We start from the raw sequence: 17,712 nt of genomic DNA, 5'->3' as shown, positions 1-17,712 counted from the left end.
GCGCCATGCGACTACATTGGGCGCGTGCTCGGACTACCTTCGCATGTGACGGCATGCCTATTTGATCTTGACGGTGTTCTCACGCAGACCGCCCTTGTGCACAATGCTGCGTGGAAACAAACGTTCGACACGTTCCTCGAGACGTGGTCGGCGCAGCACGGACAAGACTTCGTGCCGTTCGACTCCGGCGCCGACTACCACCGATACGTCGACGGCCGGCCACGCGCCGATGGTGTCCGCACCTTCCTGGCCTCCCGCGGGATCACCCTGCCCGAGGGGACGCCGGATGACGGTCCCGACCAGACGACCGTGAACGGCATCGGCAACCAGAAGAACCTCCTCGTCCTTCAGAAGATCAAAGAAGGCAAGGTTCAGGTCTACGACGGCTCCGTGGAATATCTGAAGGCGGCTCAGCAGGCCGGACTGCGCCGGGCGGTCGTCTCGGCCAGTGCCAACTGCAAGGACGTGCTGGAGGCCGCCGGCATCGCGGACTTCCTGGAGGCCCGGGTGGACGGCGTGGTCGCCCGAGAGCAGAACCTGCCGGGCAAGCCGGCCCCCGACACGTTCCTCTACGGCGCGAAGCTTCTGGGGATCGACCCGAAGAGCTGTGCCGTGTTCGAGGACGCTCAGGCCGGCGTGGCCGCCGGTCGGGCGGGCGGCTTCGGGATCGTGATCGGTGTTGATCGCGTCGGGCAGGCTGACGCTTTGTTGGAACACGGGGCCGACATCGTTGTCACGGACCTGTCCGAACTCCTGACGCGCTGAGCACGTATCAGCGCTTATATCTTCAAGACTTTTCTCTTACTCATTCGCGAGAGGCACCACCGTGATCCGTGAACGGGCATATCCCGTCGACCCCTGGCACATTCGGGAGACGCGGCTCGACCTGGACCTGCTGGCCCAGTCCGAGTCGGTGTTCGCACTGGCCAACGGGCACATCGGGATGCGCGGAAACCTGGACGAGGGCGAGCCCCACGGCCTGCCGGGCACCTACCTGAACTCGTTCTACGAGCTGCGTCCGCTGCCGTACGCGGAGGCCGGCTACGGCTTCCCCGAGTCCGGCCAGACGATGATCAACGTGACCAACGCCAAGCTCATGCGGCTGCTGGTCGACGACGAGCCGTTCGACGTGCGGTACGGCGAGCTCCGCTCCCACGAGCGCGTGCTCGACCTGCGGGCCGGCACGCTCGAGCGCACCGTCGAATGGGTCTCCCCGTCCGGCCAGGCCATCCGGGTCCGCACCGTGCGCCTGGTGTCCTTCACCCAGCGCGCCGTCGTCGCCTTCCTCTACGAGGTGGAGCCGCTCGACGCCTCCACCCGGCTGATCCTGCAGTCCGAGCTGGTCGCCAACGAGCAGCTGCCACCGATGAGCAAGGACCCGCGGGTCGCGGCCGTGCTCGACCACCCGCTGCAGGCCGAAGAGGTCCTCGAGCAGAGCACCGGTGGCATCCTGGTGCACCGCACCAAGGCCAGTGACCTGCGGATGGCGGCCGCGATGGAGCACTTCATCGAGGCGCCCGGCAAGCATGAGATCCGGACCGAGGGCCACCCCGACTGGCTGCGCACCACGGTTGCCGCCAAGGTCAGCCCCGGCCAGAAGCTGCGAGTCGTGAAGATCGCGGCGTACGGATGGTCCGGCAGCCGCTCGCTGCCCGCCCTGCGCGACCAGGTCGGCGGGGCCCTGGCCAGCGCCCGGCTGGACGGCTGGGAGGGGCTGGTCGAGGCCCAGCGGGAATACCTCGACGCCTTCTGGGACCACTCCGACGTCAAGGTCGAGGGCGACCCCGAGGTGCAGCAGGCGGTCCGCTTCGGGCTGTTCCACACGCTCCAGGCCGGTGCGCGCGCCGAGAAGCGGCCGATCGGCTCCAAGGGCCTGTCCGGCCCCGGCTACGACGGCCACACCTTCTGGGACGCCGAGACGTTCGTGCTGCCGGCCCTCACCTACACCCAGCCGGCCGCGGCGGCCGACGTGCTGCGCTGGCGGCACTCGACGCTCGACCTGGCCCGGGAGCGCGCTCAGACGCTCGGCCTGCAGGGCGCCGCGTTCCCGTGGCGGACCATCCGCGGGCAGGAATGCTCGGCGTACTGGCCGGCCGGCACCGCCGGTTTCCACATCGGCGCGGACATCGCCGACGCGGTGCGGCGCTACGTGCAGGCCACCGGCGACTACGACTTCGAGCGTGAGGTCGGCCTCGAGCTGCTCGTCGAGACCGCCCGGCTGTGGCGCTCGCTGGGCCACCACGACCGGCACGGCCGCTTCCACATCGACGGGGTCACCGGCCCCGACGAATACACGGCCGTGGTGGACGACAACATCTACACCAACCTGATGGCGCAGCAGAACATGTTCAGCGCGGTCGAGGCGGCCAAGCGGCACCCCGACCTGGCGCGTCAGCTGAACGTGGACGACGAGGAGATGGCCTCCTGGCGCGACGCGGCGGCGGCCATGCACATCCCGTACGACCGCGAGCTGCAGGTCCACCAGCAGTCCGAGGGCTTCACCCGGCTCCAGGAGTGGGACTTCGAGAACACCCCCGAAGAGGCCTACCCGCTGCTGCTGAACTACCCGTACTTCGACCTGTACCGCAAGCAGGTGGTCAAACAGGCCGACCTGGTGATGGCGATGTACGTCCGTGGTGACGCGTTCACCCCGGAGGAGAAGCAGCGCAACTTCGCCTACTACGACGCGCGCACCGTCCGGGACTCGTCGTTGTCGGCGTGCATCCAGGCGGTCGTGGCGGCCGAGGTCGGCCACCTCGAGCTGGCGCACGACTATCTGGGCGAGGCTGCCCTGATGGACCTGCACGACCTGCACCAGAACTCGCGGGACGGCGTGCATGTGGCGTCGCTGGCCGGCACCTGGATCTCGCTGGTCGCCGGTCTGGGCGGCATGCGTGACTTCAACGGCCAGCTGACGTTCGCGCCGCGGCTGCCCAGCCGGATCAACAACCTGGAGTTCTCGCTGCTCTGGCGCGGTCTGCGGCTGCGGGTGAACGTGACCGCCGACGAGGTGACCTACTCGCTGCGCAACGGCGGTGGCTCGGCTCGCCTGGTGATCCACCATCACGGCAAGGACGTCGAGGTCACCCAGGTCAAGCCGGTGACGGTGCCGATTCCGCCGGCTGGTCCGGTGGGCCCGCCGCCGACCCAGCCGTACAACCGGGCTCCGGTCCGCCGGGCTCCGCAGGACTGACCGGCAAGGAAAAGGCCCCCGCTTTCGGCGGGGGCCTTTTTTCAGAGCATTGATACGTGTACGTGGTCCTTGTGGTTACTCGGGCCGTGGTAGGCCTTCCAGCCACTGGCCGGGAACCAGATCTGCGCGTACCAGATCACGTAGTAGATGCCGAGTCGGTCGGCGTTTCGTACGAGGAACGCCATCAGGTCGTTGCCGTACTTCTTCATGGTGGCGTTGTGCGCCTCCGAGAAGCCGCTCTTCTGCAATGACCAGTCGCAGGCCCGGCCCTTCGGGTGCTCGAACGGGCCGCCGTCGCGGTGACAACCGACGAAGTTGCTGAAGCCGGCCTTCTTCACCTCTTGGTACATGTGCAATGTACGCGCGGTGATGCAACCGCCGGTCGTCGGATCGTTCACCGTGCATTTCTCCGGCGAGAAACCGCCGTCCGAATTGCGTGGTGCGGGCGCCGCGGTCTTGGACTGCGCATCGACGAAGCCGGCGGTGAGGCTGTTGCCGCCGATCAGGCTCAGCGCCTTGTCGGCCGCTTCCTTCTGCTTCTTCATCGCGGTGAGGTTGGTCTGCTCGGCCTTCACCTCGGCGTCGAGCGCCGCCTTGGTCGCGTTGACCTCGTCGATCGCCGCGTTCAGCTCGTTGAGCTTCCGGTCGTGCAGCGTGTTGAGCTCCTCGAGGGAGACCGCCTTCTTCAGGAAGTCGTTCGAGCCGTTGCTGCCGAGCAGGAAGCTCGCCGTGCCCAGGTGGCCGGTGCGGTACTGCTGGGCGGCGATCACGTTGACCTCGGGAATCAACGTGTTGCGCTTGGCCTCGGCCAGCGTGACCTTGACGTTCAGGGCCCGTTGGTTGGCCGTCGACTTGGCGACCGCGGCCTTGGCCTGCACGAACTTGCGGTTCGACGACTCCAGCACGTCGTCGAGGGTCTGGTCGGCCTTGTCGTCGCCCTTTTCGTCGGGCTGGGCCGACGAGGACGACGGGTCGTTGGGTTCCGCGCTCGCGGGCGAAGCGGGTGCCGCCAGGAACGCGACAGCAACGAGCGGCGCCAGGGCCAAGTTCAGCCACCGGCGAGAGCGTACGGACATGCACGATCCTTCCAGTTGACCGCCGACCGAGTTAGCTGACGGGTTCGGGACGGAAGCGATCCCTACCGCTTTCGCGGATTCACCCCACTGACCTGGTTCCCCGGCACGCCCGCATGGGCGATTAGGCGGTGGTCTGCCGGCACCTCGGGGGCGGTGCCTTCGGCGGCAGAACCGGGACCACTTTACCCGAGGTCCCGCTATACCACAGGGCCCGGTAAATGCTAATGCCGTGACAATCCGGCGACTTTCCGTGATTACGTCACGCAAGGTTGTCGACGAAATGCGCTGAGTACGAGAGCTGTCTATCGGTCGATGTCATGGGTATCGTCGGTGCCGATCCCCGCCCGGGGATCGCCGCTCAATCGCCCGAAGGGCGAGCCGGGGAACCACGTTCCTTGGGGTGAATCCGCACATAAGCGGTAGGGATCACTTCCATCCCGAACCCGTCAGCTAACTCGGTCGGCGGCCGACGGAAGGAAATGTTGTGCGGCAGAAAACTGTCCGCCGCCGATTAGTGGCATTCCTTGCGCTGATCGCGGCGAGCACCATGCTGGCGGCTCCGGCCAGCGCGGCGCCGGGGGACACCGGCGATGACGGTGAGGGCGGCTCGAAGACGCTCATCGAGCAGCTCGAGGCTGCCTCCAAGGGCTTCGTGGATGCCCAGGAGGCGCTCGCCAAGTCGAAGACTCGGCAGGCCGAGCTGACGGCCAAGCTCAAGGAACTGGACACCCAGCTGGCGCCCAAGCAGGCGGCGGTCGACCAGATCGTCCAGCAGGCTTACCGGACCGGCCGGCTCGGGCCGATGAGCGCGCTGCTCACGGCCAACTCGACGACCGGTTTCCTGGATCGGGCGCAGACCCTGGAGACGGTCGGGGTCAAGCAGCAGGCGGTGGTCAAGGATCTGCGCGAGACCCGCGACCAGCAGGAGCAGGCCAAGCTCGCGATCGAGGCCACCATCCGCGACCAGCAGAAGCAGGTCGCCACGATGGCCAAGCGCAAGGCCCAGGCCGAGGGCGCGCTCAAGGCGGCCAACGCCGGCAAGGACGACCCGCAGCCGACCGACGGTGGCAAGAGCGACTCGGCCACCAAGTTCACCGGTGGCAGCGGCATGGTGGACGACCCGACCAGCGGTGGCCGCATCACCCAGCGGTTGCTGCACGCCATGCAGGAGGCCCAGGCCGCCGGCTACGACCACTACGTGCACTGCTTCCGCGAACAGAACAGCGGTGAGCACCCCAAGGGCCGGGCCTGCGACTTCGCGGCCGACAAGGGTGGCTTCGGCGGGGTCGCGTCGGGCAGCAGCAAGACGTACGGGACGAACCTGGCGAACTACTTCATCAACAACTCGAGCAAGCTGGGCGTGCTCTACGTCATCTGGTTCCGGCGCATCTGGCTACCAAGTAGTGGCTGGAAGTCGTACAGCAGAGGCAACGGCGATCCGTCGAGCGACCACACCAACCACGTACATCTGTCGGTGAAATAGATCTTGAAGAGGGGTACGAGGCCTACTTCTTGACGAAGGTCTCGTACTCCTTCATGACGTCCTCGGTCGAGCCGTCCGCCTTGATCACGCCGCCCTCGAGCCAGATGCTCCGCTCGCAGGTGTCCCGGATCGACTGCTCGCTGTGGCTGACCAGGAACACCGTGCCGGCCTCGGCGCGCAGGTCGCGGACCCGCTGCTCGCTGCGCTTGCGGAACTTCGCGTCACCGGTGGCCAGCGCCTCGTCGATGAGCAGCACGTCGTGCTTCTTGGCGGCGGCGATCGCGAACCGTAGCCGGGCCGACATGCCGGACGAGTAGGTGCGCATCGGCAGGGAGCTGAAATCGCCGCGCTCGTTGATGCCGGAGAACTCGATAATGTCGTCGACCTGCTCCTTGACCTGAGCCGGGGTCATCCCCATGGCCAGGCAGCCGAGCGTCACGTTGCGCTCGCCGGACAGATCGTTCATCAGGGCCGCGTTGACCCCCAGCAGGGACGGCTGGCCGGCCGCGTAGATCGCGCCGCCCCGCTCCACCGGCAGCAGCCCGGCGATCGCCCGCAGCAGCGTCGACTTGCCCGAGCCGTTGGTGCCGATCAGCCCGATGGCCTCGCCCTTGTAGGCGACGAAGCTGGCGCCCTTGACCGCGTGGACCTCGCGAACCGCGGTGCTCTTCTGCCGCGTGACCAACCGCTTGAAGCTGCTCAGCGGCGAGGACTGGTTGGGTCCGATCGAGCCGTGGATGCGGTAGATGATGTGCGCGTTGTCCGCGATGACGGTGGGGATCTTCTCGGTGTCAGCCACGGCCGTAGCCCTTCTCTCCACGCCAGAAGTACGCATATCCGCCGATCCCGACGACCAGCGCCCAGATGGCCGCTTCGGTCCAGAGCAGCACCGGGCTGCCGGCCAGCTTGACGTTCTCCATCAGCGCGTGCCGGATGAGCTCGATGTAGACCAGGATCGGGTTCGCCTCGATCACCGCCAGCTTCCAGCCGTGCAGGTGCTGGGTGTACTGGGTGACCGGGTAGAGCACGGCCGAGCCGTACAGCCAGACCCGCATGATGAACGGGATCAGCTGCCGCAGGTCGTGCAGCTTGCTGCCGAGCCGCGAGACGAGCATGGCCGCGCCGGCGTTGAAGATCGTCTGGAGCAGCAGGGCCGGGATGATCAGTAGCCACTGCCAGGTGATCGGCTCGCCGGTGACCAGCATGATCACGATCAGCACGGACATCGAGGCGATCATGTTGCGCGCCTCGACCAGAGTGATCGAGATGGGCAGACTCGCCCGGGGGAAGTGCAGCGCCCGGATCAGGCCGAGGTTGCCGCTGATCGCCTGCACGCCCGTCTGCACCACGGTCTGCGTGTAGCCGAAGATGAAGACACCGGCGCAGAGGTATGCGATGAAGTTGTCGGTGCCGTGCTTCGTGTTCAGCAGAACGCCGAAGATCATGTAGTAGACACCGGCATTGAACAGGGGCGTGAGGACCTGCCAGATCATCCCCAGCCTGGTGTTGCCGAGCGAGGCGGAGACCTTGGCCCCGGCGAACTCCCAGATGAAGTGCCGGTACGACCAGAGCAGTCTGGTGTATTCCGGCAGGCTGGGCAGTCGCCCGGCCGTGCTCAGCCCGTGCTTCCGGGCCAGCTCTTTCGGCGTCGGCCCGGTGTAGGGCTCGACGACGGTCGTCTGGGCCATGGGGTGGTGCTCCGATCTCGTCGGCCCGGCGGGGGAGTCGGGTCCTGGTGCTTTCCGCGAGAACACAACTGACAAGCATGCCAAGCTGCCGTCGATGGAACGGGCTCGTATCGACGTCCCGTGAGGTTATCCGACCGAACGGCGGAACGCAACCGTTACGTCGTGGCGTATAGTGTTCGCGTGGCGACAGCGAAGCGTGCACCTGCCGGAGCCGCGGTGCTCCGCGTCGACATCACCAAGGCGATCCGTGACGCGGTCATGGCCGAGCTCGCCGAGGTCGGTTACGGCCGGCTCTCGATCGAGGCCGTGGCCCGCCGGGCCGGCGTGGGCAAGACCGCGATCTACCGACGTTGGAACAACAAACTCGAGATGGTGCTCGAGATCGTGTCCGACGTGGCAGGGCGCAGCGTACCCCTGCCGGACACCGGAAGCTTCGCCGGCGATTTGCAGTTGCTGCTGATGATCGTAAGCCGGGCACTCCAGCACCGGATCGCCTCCCAGATCATCCCCGACCTGATGGCCGAGGCATCCCGCAACCCGCAGATCGCCGAGACCCTCCAGAAGGCGTTGCGAACCCACCAGCAGGCCGTCGGGGAGCAGCTGATCGGCCAGGCCGTAAGCCGCGGCGAGCTGCCCCCGGGCACCGATCCCGACCTGGCCGTCGACCTGCTGCTCGGCCCGCTCTACTGGCGGCTGGCGGTGGCCCGCACTCCGCTGCCCGGTGGTTACCTCGACAAGATGATCGTGGTGGTGACGGCGGCGCTGAAGGCCGCCAACTGAACTACCGATCCGCAACCGGAAATGCCCTCCTGGGATCGCGGCGCGCGGCCGAAGTTAGGGGCCACACCCCCGGACCCCTCAGGAGCCGCCATGCGTCCGCAGCCTCGCATCGATCTGGATGCCGCCGCCCTGCTCACCCTGATGATGGGCGGGCAGCCGGCGGTGCGCGGACCGAAGTCCGCACTGGTCCGGACCTCGGCACCGGTGGGTTTCTGGCTGAGCCAGGACGGCACCGTTCAGCTCGAGATCAAGACCGACGGTACGTACGACGGCAAGGTCGCCGGGCGTAAGCGTCGGGCGCGCGGCACCTATCACATCGACGGTGCCCTGATGACCCTCAGTGATCAGGACTCAGGCATGCACACCTCGGTCACCCTCTACGACGGTGAGCTGGAAATGGCCGGCCACCGCCTCGGACCGGTGGCCTGAGACTCGGCCACGGCCCGCTGCCGCGCGTCCAACCGGTTGCTGGCCAGGGCCAACAGCAGGCCGCCGACCGCCAGTACGACCCCGAGCCAGGCCGATGACAGGTAGCCCCAGCCGGCCGCGATCACCAGACCGCCGAGGGCGGCGCCGAGGCTGTTGGCGAGGTTCGTGGCCGACTGATTGACCGCCGCACCCATCAACTGGGCGCCCGGAGCCACCGAGATCAGCAGCGATTGCAGGGCCGGACCCATGAACAGGCTGGCCGCGCCGATCAGAAAGACGCTGACGAACAACCCGATCGGGTTACCGGCGAGCAGCCCGAAGAGCGCAATCGTGAAGATCATGCCGACAAAGCCGAACAGCACGCTGCGCCGGAGGTCGCGGTCGGAGGCGATGCCACCGAGCACGTTGCCGACTGTCATGCCGAGGCCCATCACGGCCAGCACCCACGGCACCGCCGACTCGGACAGCCCGGTCACGTGTGTGGTGACCGGCGCGATGTAGGTGTTCACCGCGAAGAAGCCGCCGAAGCCGACCGCCGCCACCAGACCCACCAGCCAGACCTGCGGTTTGCCGAACGCGGCGAGCTCGGCCCGGGGCGATCCGCCCGGCGCCGCCGCCACCTCCGGCACGACCGCGAGCACGGCGAGCAGGGTGAGCGCGAACACCGCGGCCACCGCGAGGTACGCGATGCGCCAGCCGGCCGCCTGCCCCAGTCCGGTGATCAGCGGTACGCCGAAGACGTTCGCCGCCGTCAGGCCGCCCAGCACGATCGCGAACCCCTTGCCCTGGTTGCCCCGGCCGAGGATGGCCGCGGCGAGCAGCCCGGCCGCCCCGAAGTAGGCCCCGTGGGCCAACCCGGCCACGAACCGCCCGGCCAGGATCAGCCCGAACGTCGGCGCGAGCGCCGAGGCGACCGTGCCGATCAGGAACATCGCGAGCAGGCCGAGCACCAGTTTGCGGCGGGCGACCCGGGCGGTCAGGGCAGCGATCGTCGGCGCGCCGGCGACCACGCCGAGTGCGTAGACCGTGATGATCCAACCGGCCGTGGCGACCGCCTCCGCCGAGGACCGCGCGTAGGCCTCCGGCAGGAGATCGCGGGCCACCTCGGGCAGCAGCCCCATGGCCGCGAACTCGGTGAGGCCGAGGCCGAAGCCACCCAGGGCGAGGGCGAGCAGGGCCGCATAGCGGCGACCGGCGGTGAGTTTCTCCACCACACCGACTCTAGAACGTTCTAGAGCGTGGCGCGTTAGAACGTTCTAGTAATCACACGTAAAATCCCGGCCCATGCGAGCAGGGGAGCGCCGGACCACGCTGGCCGACGTCGCCGCCGAGGCGGGCGTGTCGGTCGCGCTGGTCTCGATAGTCATGCGCGACGCCCCGGGCGCCAGCGCCGCCACCCGGCAGCGGGTCCTCGAGGTCGCCCGCCGGCTCGACTATCAACCCGACAGCCGCGCCCGGCTGTTGCGCAGCGGTGAGAGCCGGCTGATCGGGGTCGTCTTCGGCGTGCAGCACCCGTTCCAGCACGACGTGCTCACCGGGCTCTACGACGCCGCCGACAAGCAGGGCTACGAGCTCGCCCTCAGCGCCGTCACCCCGCGCCGGGACGAACGTACCGCGATCGGCAGCCTGCTGCAGGACCGCTGCGCCGCGCTGATCCTGCTCGGCCCGCAGATCCCGGTCGCCGAGCTGGCCGCGCTGAGCGACCGGATGCCGGTGGTCGCGATGATGCGTGGGGTCCGGCACCGGGCCGTCGACGTGGTGCGCACCGACGACGTCCGGGGCCTGCGCCTGGCCGTCGACCACCTGGTCACGCTCGGGCACACCCGGATCGCGCACGTCGACGGCGGCCGCATGATCGCCTCGGCCGAGCGGCGGCAGGGCTATCAGGAGGCGATGCGCCGGCACGGGCTCGACGAACACCTCCGGGTCGTGGTCGGCGGCAGCGGCGAGGAGGACGGGGTGCGAGCCGCCCGGGAGCTGCTCGACGATCCGCCCACCGCGGTCACCGTCTTCAACGACCTGAGCGCGGCCGGCATGCTCGACGTACTGCCCCGGCTCGGGCTGTCGGTGCCGGGCGACATCAGCGTCGTCGGTTACGACGACACCAGCTTCAGCCGGCTGGCGCACATCGACCTGACCACGGTCGCCCAGGACATCGACACGATGACCACGCTCGCGGTGGCCCGGGCGGTCGAGCGGATCGCCGGCGCCGGCATCACCAACCGCGAGGTGGTCATCCCGCCCCGGCTGGTCATCCGCGGCACCACCGCCGCACCCCGCGGCTGACCTCAGCGCCCGCCATACCGCGCCGCGCCCCCGCCCCGCTCGCCCGCCGCGCCCGCGTCGCGCGGCTAAGCGAGACGGCGGGTGGGCCGATCGGAAGGTTATGCGGTGGATCGGGAAAATCGCCCTGGGTTGGGCGGTGCTGCCGTTTGCCCTGAGCGGCTGCGGCGCCGGCCCGGCAAAACCGGCCGCCTCGGGTTCCCCCACCGCGACCCTGGCCCCGTGGGTGCGGGTCACCTCCGGCAGCCCCACCGCCGTCCCCAGCACGGCCAGCACGTTCGCGCCGAAGAGCGCCCTGCCGAAGGTCTCGTTCCTGCCCACCTCGTCGGCGTGCGCGATCCCGTGGCCGGACAACGTGGGCCAGGTCCTGATCCCGATGGTGATCACCCCGATCTCCCGGGGCTTCACCGTCCAGTGGCCGGCGAAATACGGCTCCTACTACCGGATCACCGCGGTCCCGCAGGAACTGGTGGTGGGCCCCCAGCCGGAGCCGTCCTGGCAAAGCGTGCAGGCCGGCGACAACTGCACGGTGTCGGCCACCATCTCCGGCTTGACGTCGGGCGCCCCGTACATAATCTGGCTCGACGCCCCCGCCACCCCGCGCGACGCGGTGGGTTCCCGGAGCCTTTACAGCGGTAAATCCGGCGTGGTGAAACCGCTCTAAGGCGGTCGGCCTCAGGAGGCGATGGTGTTCCGGCCGCTGAATTTGGCGGCGTAGAGACGGTCGTCGGCCTGGCGGAACAGGGCGTCGCCGGACATGCCGTCGGTCAAGGTGGCCAAGCCGACGCTCACCGTCAGCTTCACGCCGGGGATTATGTCGGTTCTCGCGACCGCGGTCCGGATTCGCTCGGCGACCTCTCGGCCGACGGTCAGGTCGCCCCGCAGGAACAGGGTGAACTCGTCGCCGGCATAGCGGACCGGGACGTCCTCGACTCGGCAGTGAGCTCGCAGGATGTGTGCCACCTCGCGGAGGGCGCGGTCGCCGACCGAGTGGGAGTAGGCGTCGTTCACCGCCTTGAAGTAGTCGATGTCGACCAGCAGCAGCACCAGTGGGGCGGCCAGCCGGCCGGAGTCGATGCGGTTGAGCAGCAGATCGAAGCGGCGTCGGTTGCCGAGGCCGGTGAGCGGGTCGCGGAGGATCTCGCGTTCCGCCCGGGCCCGAGCCGCCTCCGCCTCCTCCTGCTGGCGGGCCTGGCGCAGCATCGCCAGCCGTTGGAGACGGACCCGCCACAGCTCTCTGGTCTGGACCTCGATCGCGTCGAACATGTCCCGGACCGACTGGCTCTCCTCGATCTCCAGAGCGGTGCGGGCCAGCTCGTACCGAATTATCGGTTTCTCATCGGGGCGGCCGCCGAACTCGCAGAGCTCACGGGCGGCGACGAACTCGCGGCGGGCCTCGGCCAGCTGGCCCTGCGCGCGCAGCACGATGCCCAGCGCGAGATGAGCCATCCGGGCCGGCTGGTGGTCCTCGGCGACGCGCAGCGGCATGATCGCCTCGCGGGCCAGCTTCTCCGCCGGGATCAGGTCGCCGAGCTTCGCCAGGGCCAGCGCCAGCATCGCGGCGGCGACCACGTCGTCGGGGCGTTCCTCGACGTACGGCCGGGTGATCGCAGCGCTGCGGCGCAGGCGGCTCGCGCCCTCGTCGTGGCGTCCGATGTGGTCGAGCCGAAGGCCCCAGTAGAGCAGTGTCATCGCGTGCACCAGGTCGAACGCGCTGGTCGCCTCGCTCAGCTGATCGTAGGTGGCGGAAGCGGTCTCGTACATCTCGGCGGCGGTGGCGGCCTCGGCGAACGAGCAGAGCGCGGAGGTGCGCCGGTTACGGCCGGGATGCGGGGCGTCCAGAAGGACGGCGGCGCGGGCCAGGTTGCGCATGGCGTCGACGTAGCGGGAACGTAGTACGTCGAAGTGGGCGAGGTCACAGAGTGTCTTGGCCTCGCCCATCGGGCTTCCGGCGGCGCGGTGCGCGTTCAGCAGCCGGTCGGCGAGCTCGGCCCCCTCGCGGAACCGCCCCATGTGGAGGTTGGCATACATCTTGCCCTGGAGCAGGAAGTGCGCGGTGCGATTGTCCCCGCAACGGCGGGCTATCTCGAGGTATGCGTCGGCGGCGGCCAGTGCGTCGTGGCACCGGCCGGTGTTGGCCAGCCGGTGCACTCGGGTCGCCAGAAGATGAAGCGGACCGAAAGCCGTGACCGGCACGGGTAGCCGGCTGTCACCTTCCATCCGATCAGTATCAACAAAACCGTTCAGATCAACAGAGCGGGTCACCGATGTTGAAGACCTCGTTGATCGCCTATTACGGACAAAACTGACCAGCCCGCCGATAAGCCGGTCGCCTTCGGTCTGGCCCTCTGCCGCAGAAGGTCAGACCCGCGAAGGATCAGGCGCTCACCGGCAGGCCGGCGGCGCGCCACGCGGCGTACCCGCCGGCCAGGTCGGTCGCCCGGGCCAGGCCCAGGTCCTGCAACGAGGCCGCGGCCAGGCTGCTGGTGTAACCCTCCTGACAGGTCACGATGACCTGCAGGTCGTAACTGCCGGCCCACGGCAGGCGGGCCTCGCTGCGGGGGTCGAGACGCCACTCCAGCACGTTGCGCTCGATCACCACGGCGCCCGGGATCTCGCCGAACTCGGCCCGCTGCGCGGCCGGCCGGATGTCGACGAGCACGGCGCCCCGATCGACGGCCGCGGCCGTCTCGTGCGGGTCGAGCCGGGTGAGGCGGGCGCGGGCCCGGTCGAGGATCTCGTCGATGCTCATCGGCGCGATGGTCACCATTCGCGACCGGCCTTCTCGATCTTGAGCGCCTCGAGGCCGTCGGCGCCGAAGCGGTACTTCGTCATGGTGGTGAGCGCCGGGCCGTAGACGTGGATGCTGACGGCCGGCCGCGACGACCGGTTGGTGATGCGGTGGATGTGCCGGGTGCCGAAGCGGCGGCCGGCGCCCTCGCCGAGCTCACGACCGGCGATCCGGGCCGGGCCGCCGACCGGCACGGTGACGGTGTCCTCGGTGAGCGTGCCGGCGAAGACGTGGAACGCGCCCGCCGAGCCGCCGTGGTCGTGCAGTTCGGTGGCTTGGCCGGGAAGCCAGGTGAGCAGCCAGACCTCATGATCGTCGGCGACCGTCAGTCGCTCGTACCAGCGGTTGACCGGGTTGAACCGGGGGGCCACGGGCCACTCCTCGGGCATGGCCGCGTAGCGGTTCGCGATGGCGAGGTGGTCGAGGCGTGTGTCGACGGCGGTCACGGAAGCTCCTCGGTTTGCATACATTGCCCATCAATCCTATAGGTTTAACGCCCGACTGTGGCCCAGGGTAGCGGTACCCCGGGTGGTCCGGGGAGAAATCAGTGGGAAAACGCGGAGCAGCTGGTCAGCTGGGACAGCAAGCGCTGGCGCAGTGCGCCAGATCGGTCGCCAGGTCGGCGACGAGAGGGATGCCCGTCCGCTGCATGACCACCATGTTGGCCCGACGGTGATCGACGGTCAACCCGGTTCCGACAACTGGGAGCGAGCGATCGTCGCCGCCGGCCCCGGCGCTCGGTCCGGGTCGGCCGGGCGCTGATCTTTGTTCCGGGAACGGCTTATAAGCGACTCGATCGGCGGCCGGCGGCGCACCTCTTCGGTCGCCTCGAGGGCCGCATTCACGAAAGCGCCGGATTGATCGCCGAGGAACGGTCGCGCCGCGTTTTTCGTTCATTACCTTTTCGAGTTCGGGCAGCCGGGTGGGCGTCGCTCCGGGGCGTGAAGGATCAACGGCCGCTGATGCGGATAAATCAGGACACGTGGCGTCAGGTTCCGTGACCGCCGGTCGCAGACTTTCGACGCGCGCCCCGATAGCGAGTGTGCGCAGGAAGATCGCCACCTCCGGGCAAACGAACGTCCATCCGGGCCGGTGTGCCGGGCTGCTACCGCAGAGTTCCGGCGGAGCGCCTCCGGCCCCGGCTCCCGGCCGCGGCTTCCAGTCTGGACCTGAAAGAAGCTCGTAGCGCTTTGCCTCTTTCCGAACAGCACGTGAAAAAGCGTCCCTCAGCAACCGATCGAACACGCTGGGTGGCAAAAGTGGAGTTTCCAATCACCGGATCGGCTAGGCGCCTCAGCCGTTAAGACGGAAATCCTGTCGGCAGGCGCGCCGTCAATCGAGATGGCTATATGGTGGCGAGCGCCGCCGAGAAACCGGTGCCGGAGTCACCTCGCCCGACCTCCGACCCCCCCGATCAACGAGGACGGACACGTGTTGAAGTCACGCCGCGGTCTACTCGCCGCCGGCCTTGCCGTGGCAGTGGTCGGCGCCATTGGTGTCGCCTCCACGCTGAACGCGGGTGCGGAGCAGATTGCGGGCGCCCCCAGCAGCCCGGCCGCCGCCGGCGACCAGGTCCCCGTCGCCGACACCCCGACCGGCGCACCCGGCAGTGTCACCCCGCCGGCGCTTCTCCCCTGGGGCGAGCGCCCCAAGCCGATCCGACTGGGTAAGGCCGGTGCGACGAGCCGAGAAATTCGCCGATCCGGCGCCGTCGCCGCGCGTGCCGACACGAGCGGCGCGTGGCAGCCCCGTGGCAGTTATGCGCCGAAGGGCAATGCCGACGAGAACACGGTGCTCGAGTCGGAGAAGACCGACATCGCGCCGCCGAAGCCGATGTCGATCGGCACGCCGTTGGCCGCTAAGGCCGACGACGGCGAAGTCGTCTACACCTACGCCCGCGGTTGGGAAGAGGCCACGACAAGCGGCCTCTATGCGACCGTGATGGTCAGCAAGCCCTACCTTGCCGACGGCGACTTCCATTCTCTCGCCGAGCTGTCCGTGCAGACCAAGGACCGGAAGACGCTCAACGCGGTGGAGGTCGGCTGGACGGTCGACCGCGTCACCAACGGTGACGACGACCCGCACCTGTTCGTCTATCGCTGGGTCAACGGCAAGCCGAGCTGCTACAACAACTGCGGCTTCGTCCAGTACAGCAAGAGCGTCAAGCCCGGAGACACTCTCGCCCCCGGAACGCCCCGTAAGTTCGGCATCCAGCACACCAACGGCGGCTGGTGGGTCGCCTTCGAATCGGAGTGGCTGGGGTTCTACCCGGATTCGATCTGGGAGAACGAGGGCATCAAGTTCGTGCAGACCGAGGCGGTTCAGACCTTCGGCGAAGTGGCCGCGACCAGCGATACGCCGAAAACCTGCATGGGCAACGGCAACAACCCGGTGACGGACGTAACCCAGGAAGAATCCGCGGCCTCCTACTTCGCCGCCGTCTCCTACGTCGACTCGCCGACGACCCCGGTCCTCAGCAAAGAGGTGACCGGTGCGGCCGGTGAACGTAATCTCTACGGGTTCAAGTTCGTGACGAGCAAGGGTGTGCCGAGAACCGACTCCTTCCGGTACGGCGGCCGGGGCACGAACGCCAAACAGACTGCGTGCGTCGTCGGCTAGGTTTCTCGTGACGCGATGCCCGGTCCCGGCGAGGGGGACCGGGCATCGTCCTTTTCCTGGGGCTTGTCGTTCGAACCGAATTCAGCAACGCGGTGTACAAGTTGTTGGCGACGGGGGACGGCGACCAGCGAGGGGCACGCGGATGAGGCGACGGGGGAGCCCCGACGAGGAGCTGATGACCGCGCTCTACACCGAGCACTACGCGGTCCTGCTCAGCTTCGTCCTGCGTTATGTGCACGACCGGCATCGCGCCGAGGACATGGTGCAGGAAACTCTGCTGCGGGCCTGGAAGCACATCGACCATCTCGACGCCGATCACCGGCGGACCCGCTCCTACCTGCTGACCATTGCCCGTAACGTGGTCACCAACGCCTGGCGGGCCGAGCAGCGCCGCCCGCATCTGGTGGCCGACGAGAACGCGGTCAACTCCATGCCGGCCGAGGACAACGTCGACCAGATGGTGGAGGGCTGGCTGGTTTCCGAGGCGTTGGAGCGCCTGTCCGACGACCACCAGGCCGTGGTCCGCGCCATGTATTACGAGGGGCGGAGCGTGGCCGAGGCGGCCCGGCAACTTTCCGTACCGGAGGGCACGGTCAAGTCCCGGGCGTACTACGCGGTTCGGGCGTTGCGGACGGCGTTCGAGGAGATGGGGGTTCTCCGATGAGCGCGGAGCACGACGAACTGCGGCGGCTTCTCGGTGGTTACCTTCTGGGCGGCCTGGACGAGGCCGACACCGATCGGCTCGATGCCCACCTGCGGGACTGTGACGACTGCCGGGACGAGCTCGACCGGCTGGCGCCCGTACCGGAGCTGCTGCAACGCCTGCCCGACGCGCAGCGGACGGCCGGGGTCGCGGCGCAACCACCGATAAGCATGTCCGCCCGCCCCTCGCCGGAAAATGTCGAGGGCCTGCTCCGGCGGATGCGGTCGGAGCGCAGCCGGGAGCGGCGCGCGGCAAACGTACGCTGGCTGGCCGCGGCCGCCGCGGTGGTGATCGCGATCGCCGTCGGTGCCGGTGTGATCCGCACCAACCGGACGACCGAGCCGACGACGGTGTTGCCCAGCGCCAACCTGGTGACCGCCCAGTTCTCGGCGGCCGAGGGCAGCGGTCTGACCGGCCAGGCCGTGCTGACGCCGAAGCTGTGGGGAGTGTCGGTGGCGCTCGACGTCACCAAGCTGCGCGGCGAGGGGCCGTTCCTCTGCGAGGTGCACAGCCTGGAGGGCAAGGTCGAGCAGGCGGCCGTGTGGGGTCCGACGCCGACCGGCGGCGCGAAGGTGATCGGGGCGAGCTCGATCCAGTTGCGCAACGTCCGCGAGGTGAGTGTCGCCGACACCGACGGCCACCTGCTCGGAACCGCCCGTCTCGACTA

At 68.6% G+C, this 17,712-nt stretch carries 17 protein-coding genes and 2 riboswitches; of the genes, 10 read left to right on the top strand and 7 right to left on the bottom strand.

Going from position 1 to position 17,712, the window contains the following annotated elements; translation table 11 throughout:
• Window positions 1-24: 24 nt before the first annotated feature.
• Both Afe05nite_RS28415 and Afe05nite_RS28410 read left to right on the top strand, forming a co-directional pair.
• Complete coding sequence (locus tag Afe05nite_RS28415; protein ID WP_203820301.1) at window positions 25-765, top strand: HAD family hydrolase; 741 nt, start codon at window positions 25-27, stop codon at window positions 763-765.
• 61 nt (window positions 766-826) lie between these two features.
• Window positions 827-3,193, top strand: coding sequence for a glycoside hydrolase family 65 protein (locus Afe05nite_RS28410; protein ID WP_203820300.1), 2,367 nt, complete (start codon window positions 827-829; stop codon window positions 3,191-3,193).
• Between the two features lie 41 nt (window positions 3,194-3,234).
• Here the strand turns inward: Afe05nite_RS28410 and Afe05nite_RS28405 are convergent, their stop codons facing one another.
• Entirely contained in the window at window positions 3,235-4,269 is a 1,035-nt protein-coding gene (locus Afe05nite_RS28405; RefSeq protein ID WP_203820299.1) for a coiled-coil domain-containing protein, read from the bottom strand.
• A 5-nt stretch (window positions 4,270-4,274) separates the two neighbouring features.
• A riboswitch (cyclic di-AMP (ydaO/yuaA leader) is annotated at window positions 4,275-4,407 on the bottom strand.
• A gap of 207 nt (window positions 4,408-4,614) precedes the next feature.
• Window positions 4,615-4,750: riboswitch (cyclic di-AMP (ydaO/yuaA leader) on the top strand.
• Between the two features lie 33 nt (window positions 4,751-4,783).
• Here Afe05nite_RS28405 and Afe05nite_RS28400 point away from each other — a divergent pair.
• Window positions 4,784-5,752 carry a coiled-coil domain-containing protein gene (locus tag Afe05nite_RS28400; protein WP_203820298.1) on the top strand — a complete coding sequence of 323 codons (969 nt, stop codon included), beginning with the start codon at window positions 4,784-4,786 and terminating at the stop codon, window positions 5,750-5,752.
• A gap of 22 nt (window positions 5,753-5,774) precedes the next feature.
• Here Afe05nite_RS28400 and Afe05nite_RS28395 read toward each other — a convergent pair whose 3' ends face one another.
• Window positions 5,775-6,551: an ABC transporter ATP-binding protein gene (locus Afe05nite_RS28395; RefSeq protein WP_438869022.1), complete on the bottom strand. Its 777-nt coding sequence runs from the start codon at window positions 6,549-6,551 to the stop codon at window positions 5,775-5,777.
• The gene (locus Afe05nite_RS28390; RefSeq protein WP_203820296.1) at window positions 6,544-7,440 is read right to left on the bottom strand and encodes an ABC transporter permease; all 897 of its coding nucleotides are present in this window, start codon (window positions 7,438-7,440) and stop codon (window positions 6,544-6,546) included. Before Afe05nite_RS28390 ends, Afe05nite_RS28395 begins: the two co-directional genes overlap by 8 nt.
• A gap of 180 nt (window positions 7,441-7,620) precedes the next feature.
• Here Afe05nite_RS28390 and Afe05nite_RS28385 point away from each other — a divergent pair, with 180 nt between their 5' ends.
• On the top strand, window positions 7,621-8,220 hold the full coding sequence (locus Afe05nite_RS28385; RefSeq protein ID WP_239118255.1) for a TetR/AcrR family transcriptional regulator: 600 nt from the start codon (window positions 7,621-7,623) through the stop codon (window positions 8,218-8,220).
• Window positions 8,221-8,310: 90 nt separating this feature from the next.
• Window positions 8,311-8,649 carry an Atu4866 domain-containing protein gene (locus Afe05nite_RS28380; protein ID WP_203820295.1) on the top strand — a complete coding sequence of 113 codons (339 nt, stop codon included), beginning with the start codon at window positions 8,311-8,313 and terminating at the stop codon, window positions 8,647-8,649.
• On the opposite strand, the gene Afe05nite_RS28375 is transcribed toward Afe05nite_RS28380, so the two are convergent.
• Window positions 8,598-9,860 (bottom strand): MFS transporter, encoded by a 1,263-nt coding sequence (locus tag Afe05nite_RS28375; protein ID WP_203820294.1) that lies wholly within the window; start codon window positions 9,858-9,860, stop codon window positions 8,598-8,600. The two genes, Afe05nite_RS28380 and Afe05nite_RS28375, sit on opposite strands and share 52 nt — an antisense overlap.
• A gap of 73 nt (window positions 9,861-9,933) precedes the next feature.
• Between Afe05nite_RS28375 and Afe05nite_RS28370 the strand changes: the two genes are divergently transcribed.
• Together Afe05nite_RS28370 and Afe05nite_RS28365 are read left to right on the top strand one after the other, a co-directional pair.
• Window positions 9,934-10,935, top strand: a complete 1,002-nt coding sequence (locus Afe05nite_RS28370; RefSeq protein ID WP_203820293.1) for a LacI family DNA-binding transcriptional regulator — start codon at window positions 9,934-9,936, stop codon at window positions 10,933-10,935.
• A gap of 136 nt (window positions 10,936-11,071) precedes the next feature.
• On the top strand, window positions 11,072-11,596 hold the full coding sequence (locus Afe05nite_RS28365) for a hypothetical protein (protein ID WP_203820292.1): 525 nt from the start codon (window positions 11,072-11,074) through the stop codon (window positions 11,594-11,596).
• An 11-nt stretch (window positions 11,597-11,607) separates the two neighbouring features.
• Here the strand turns inward: Afe05nite_RS28365 and Afe05nite_RS28360 are convergent, their stop codons facing one another.
• The 3 genes from Afe05nite_RS28360 to Afe05nite_RS28350 all read right to left on the bottom strand — a co-directional run bounded on the left by Afe05nite_RS28360 (window position 11,608) and on the right by Afe05nite_RS28350 (window position 14,169).
• Window positions 11,608-13,152, bottom strand: coding sequence for a GGDEF domain-containing protein (locus Afe05nite_RS28360; protein ID WP_203820291.1), 1,545 nt, complete (start codon window positions 13,150-13,152; stop codon window positions 11,608-11,610).
• 157 nt (window positions 13,153-13,309) lie between these two features.
• On the bottom strand, window positions 13,310-13,684 hold the full coding sequence (locus tag Afe05nite_RS28355) for a rhodanese-like domain-containing protein (protein WP_203820290.1): 375 nt from the start codon (window positions 13,682-13,684) through the stop codon (window positions 13,310-13,312).
• 11 nt (window positions 13,685-13,695) lie between these two features.
• Window positions 13,696-14,169 carry a cysteine dioxygenase gene (locus Afe05nite_RS28350; protein ID WP_239118254.1) on the bottom strand — a complete coding sequence of 158 codons (474 nt, stop codon included), beginning with the start codon at window positions 14,167-14,169 and terminating at the stop codon, window positions 13,696-13,698.
• A gap of 985 nt (window positions 14,170-15,154) precedes the next feature.
• Between Afe05nite_RS28350 and Afe05nite_RS28345 the strand changes: the two genes are divergently transcribed.
• The 3 genes from Afe05nite_RS28345 to Afe05nite_RS28335 all read left to right on the top strand — a co-directional run.
• A complete protein-coding gene (locus tag Afe05nite_RS28345) occupies window positions 15,155-16,342 on the top strand; it encodes a neprosin family prolyl endopeptidase (RefSeq protein WP_203820288.1) in 1,188 nt (395 codons plus the stop codon).
• A 142-nt stretch (window positions 16,343-16,484) separates the two neighbouring features.
• Window positions 16,485-17,006, top strand: a complete 522-nt coding sequence (locus Afe05nite_RS28340; protein ID WP_203820287.1) for a sigma-70 family RNA polymerase sigma factor — start codon at window positions 16,485-16,487, stop codon at window positions 17,004-17,006.
• Window positions 17,003-17,712: zf-HC2 domain-containing protein (locus Afe05nite_RS28335; protein WP_203820286.1), on the top strand; the 710-nt coding region annotated here is incomplete at its 3' end. The genes Afe05nite_RS28340 and Afe05nite_RS28335, both read left to right, overlap by 4 nt.

Source organism: Paractinoplanes ferrugineus (genome assembly GCF_016862195.1).
Classification (GTDB): domain Bacteria; phylum Actinomycetota; class Actinomycetes; order Mycobacteriales; family Micromonosporaceae; genus Actinoplanes; species Actinoplanes ferrugineus.
Note: the sequence above shows the minus strand (reverse complement) of the source record. Positions and strands in the feature narration are given on the sequence as shown.

Excerpts from the sequence above, each read along its gene's own strand:
- Afe05nite_RS28405 (WP_203820299.1), bottom strand. The coding sequence starts at position 4,269 with ATGTCCGTACGCTCTCGCCGGTGGCTGAACTTGGCCCTGGCGCCGCTC.
- Afe05nite_RS28390 (WP_203820296.1), bottom strand. The coding sequence starts at position 7,440 with ATGGCCCAGACGACCGTCGTCGAGCCCTACACCGGGCCGACGCCGAAA.
- Afe05nite_RS28380 (WP_203820295.1), top strand. The coding sequence starts at position 8,311 with ATGCGTCCGCAGCCTCGCATCGATCTGGATGCCGCCGCCCTGCTCACC.
- Afe05nite_RS28370 (WP_203820293.1), top strand. The coding sequence starts at position 9,934 with ATGCGAGCAGGGGAGCGCCGGACCACGCTGGCCGACGTCGCCGCCGAG.
- Afe05nite_RS28360 (WP_203820291.1), bottom strand. The coding sequence starts at position 13,152 with ATGGAAGGTGACAGCCGGCTACCCGTGCCGGTCACGGCTTTCGGTCCG.
- Afe05nite_RS28355 (WP_203820290.1), bottom strand. The coding sequence starts at position 13,684 with ATGAGCATCGACGAGATCCTCGACCGGGCCCGCGCCCGCCTCACCCGG.
- Afe05nite_RS28340 (WP_203820287.1), top strand. The coding sequence starts at position 16,485 with ATGAGGCGACGGGGGAGCCCCGACGAGGAGCTGATGACCGCGCTCTAC.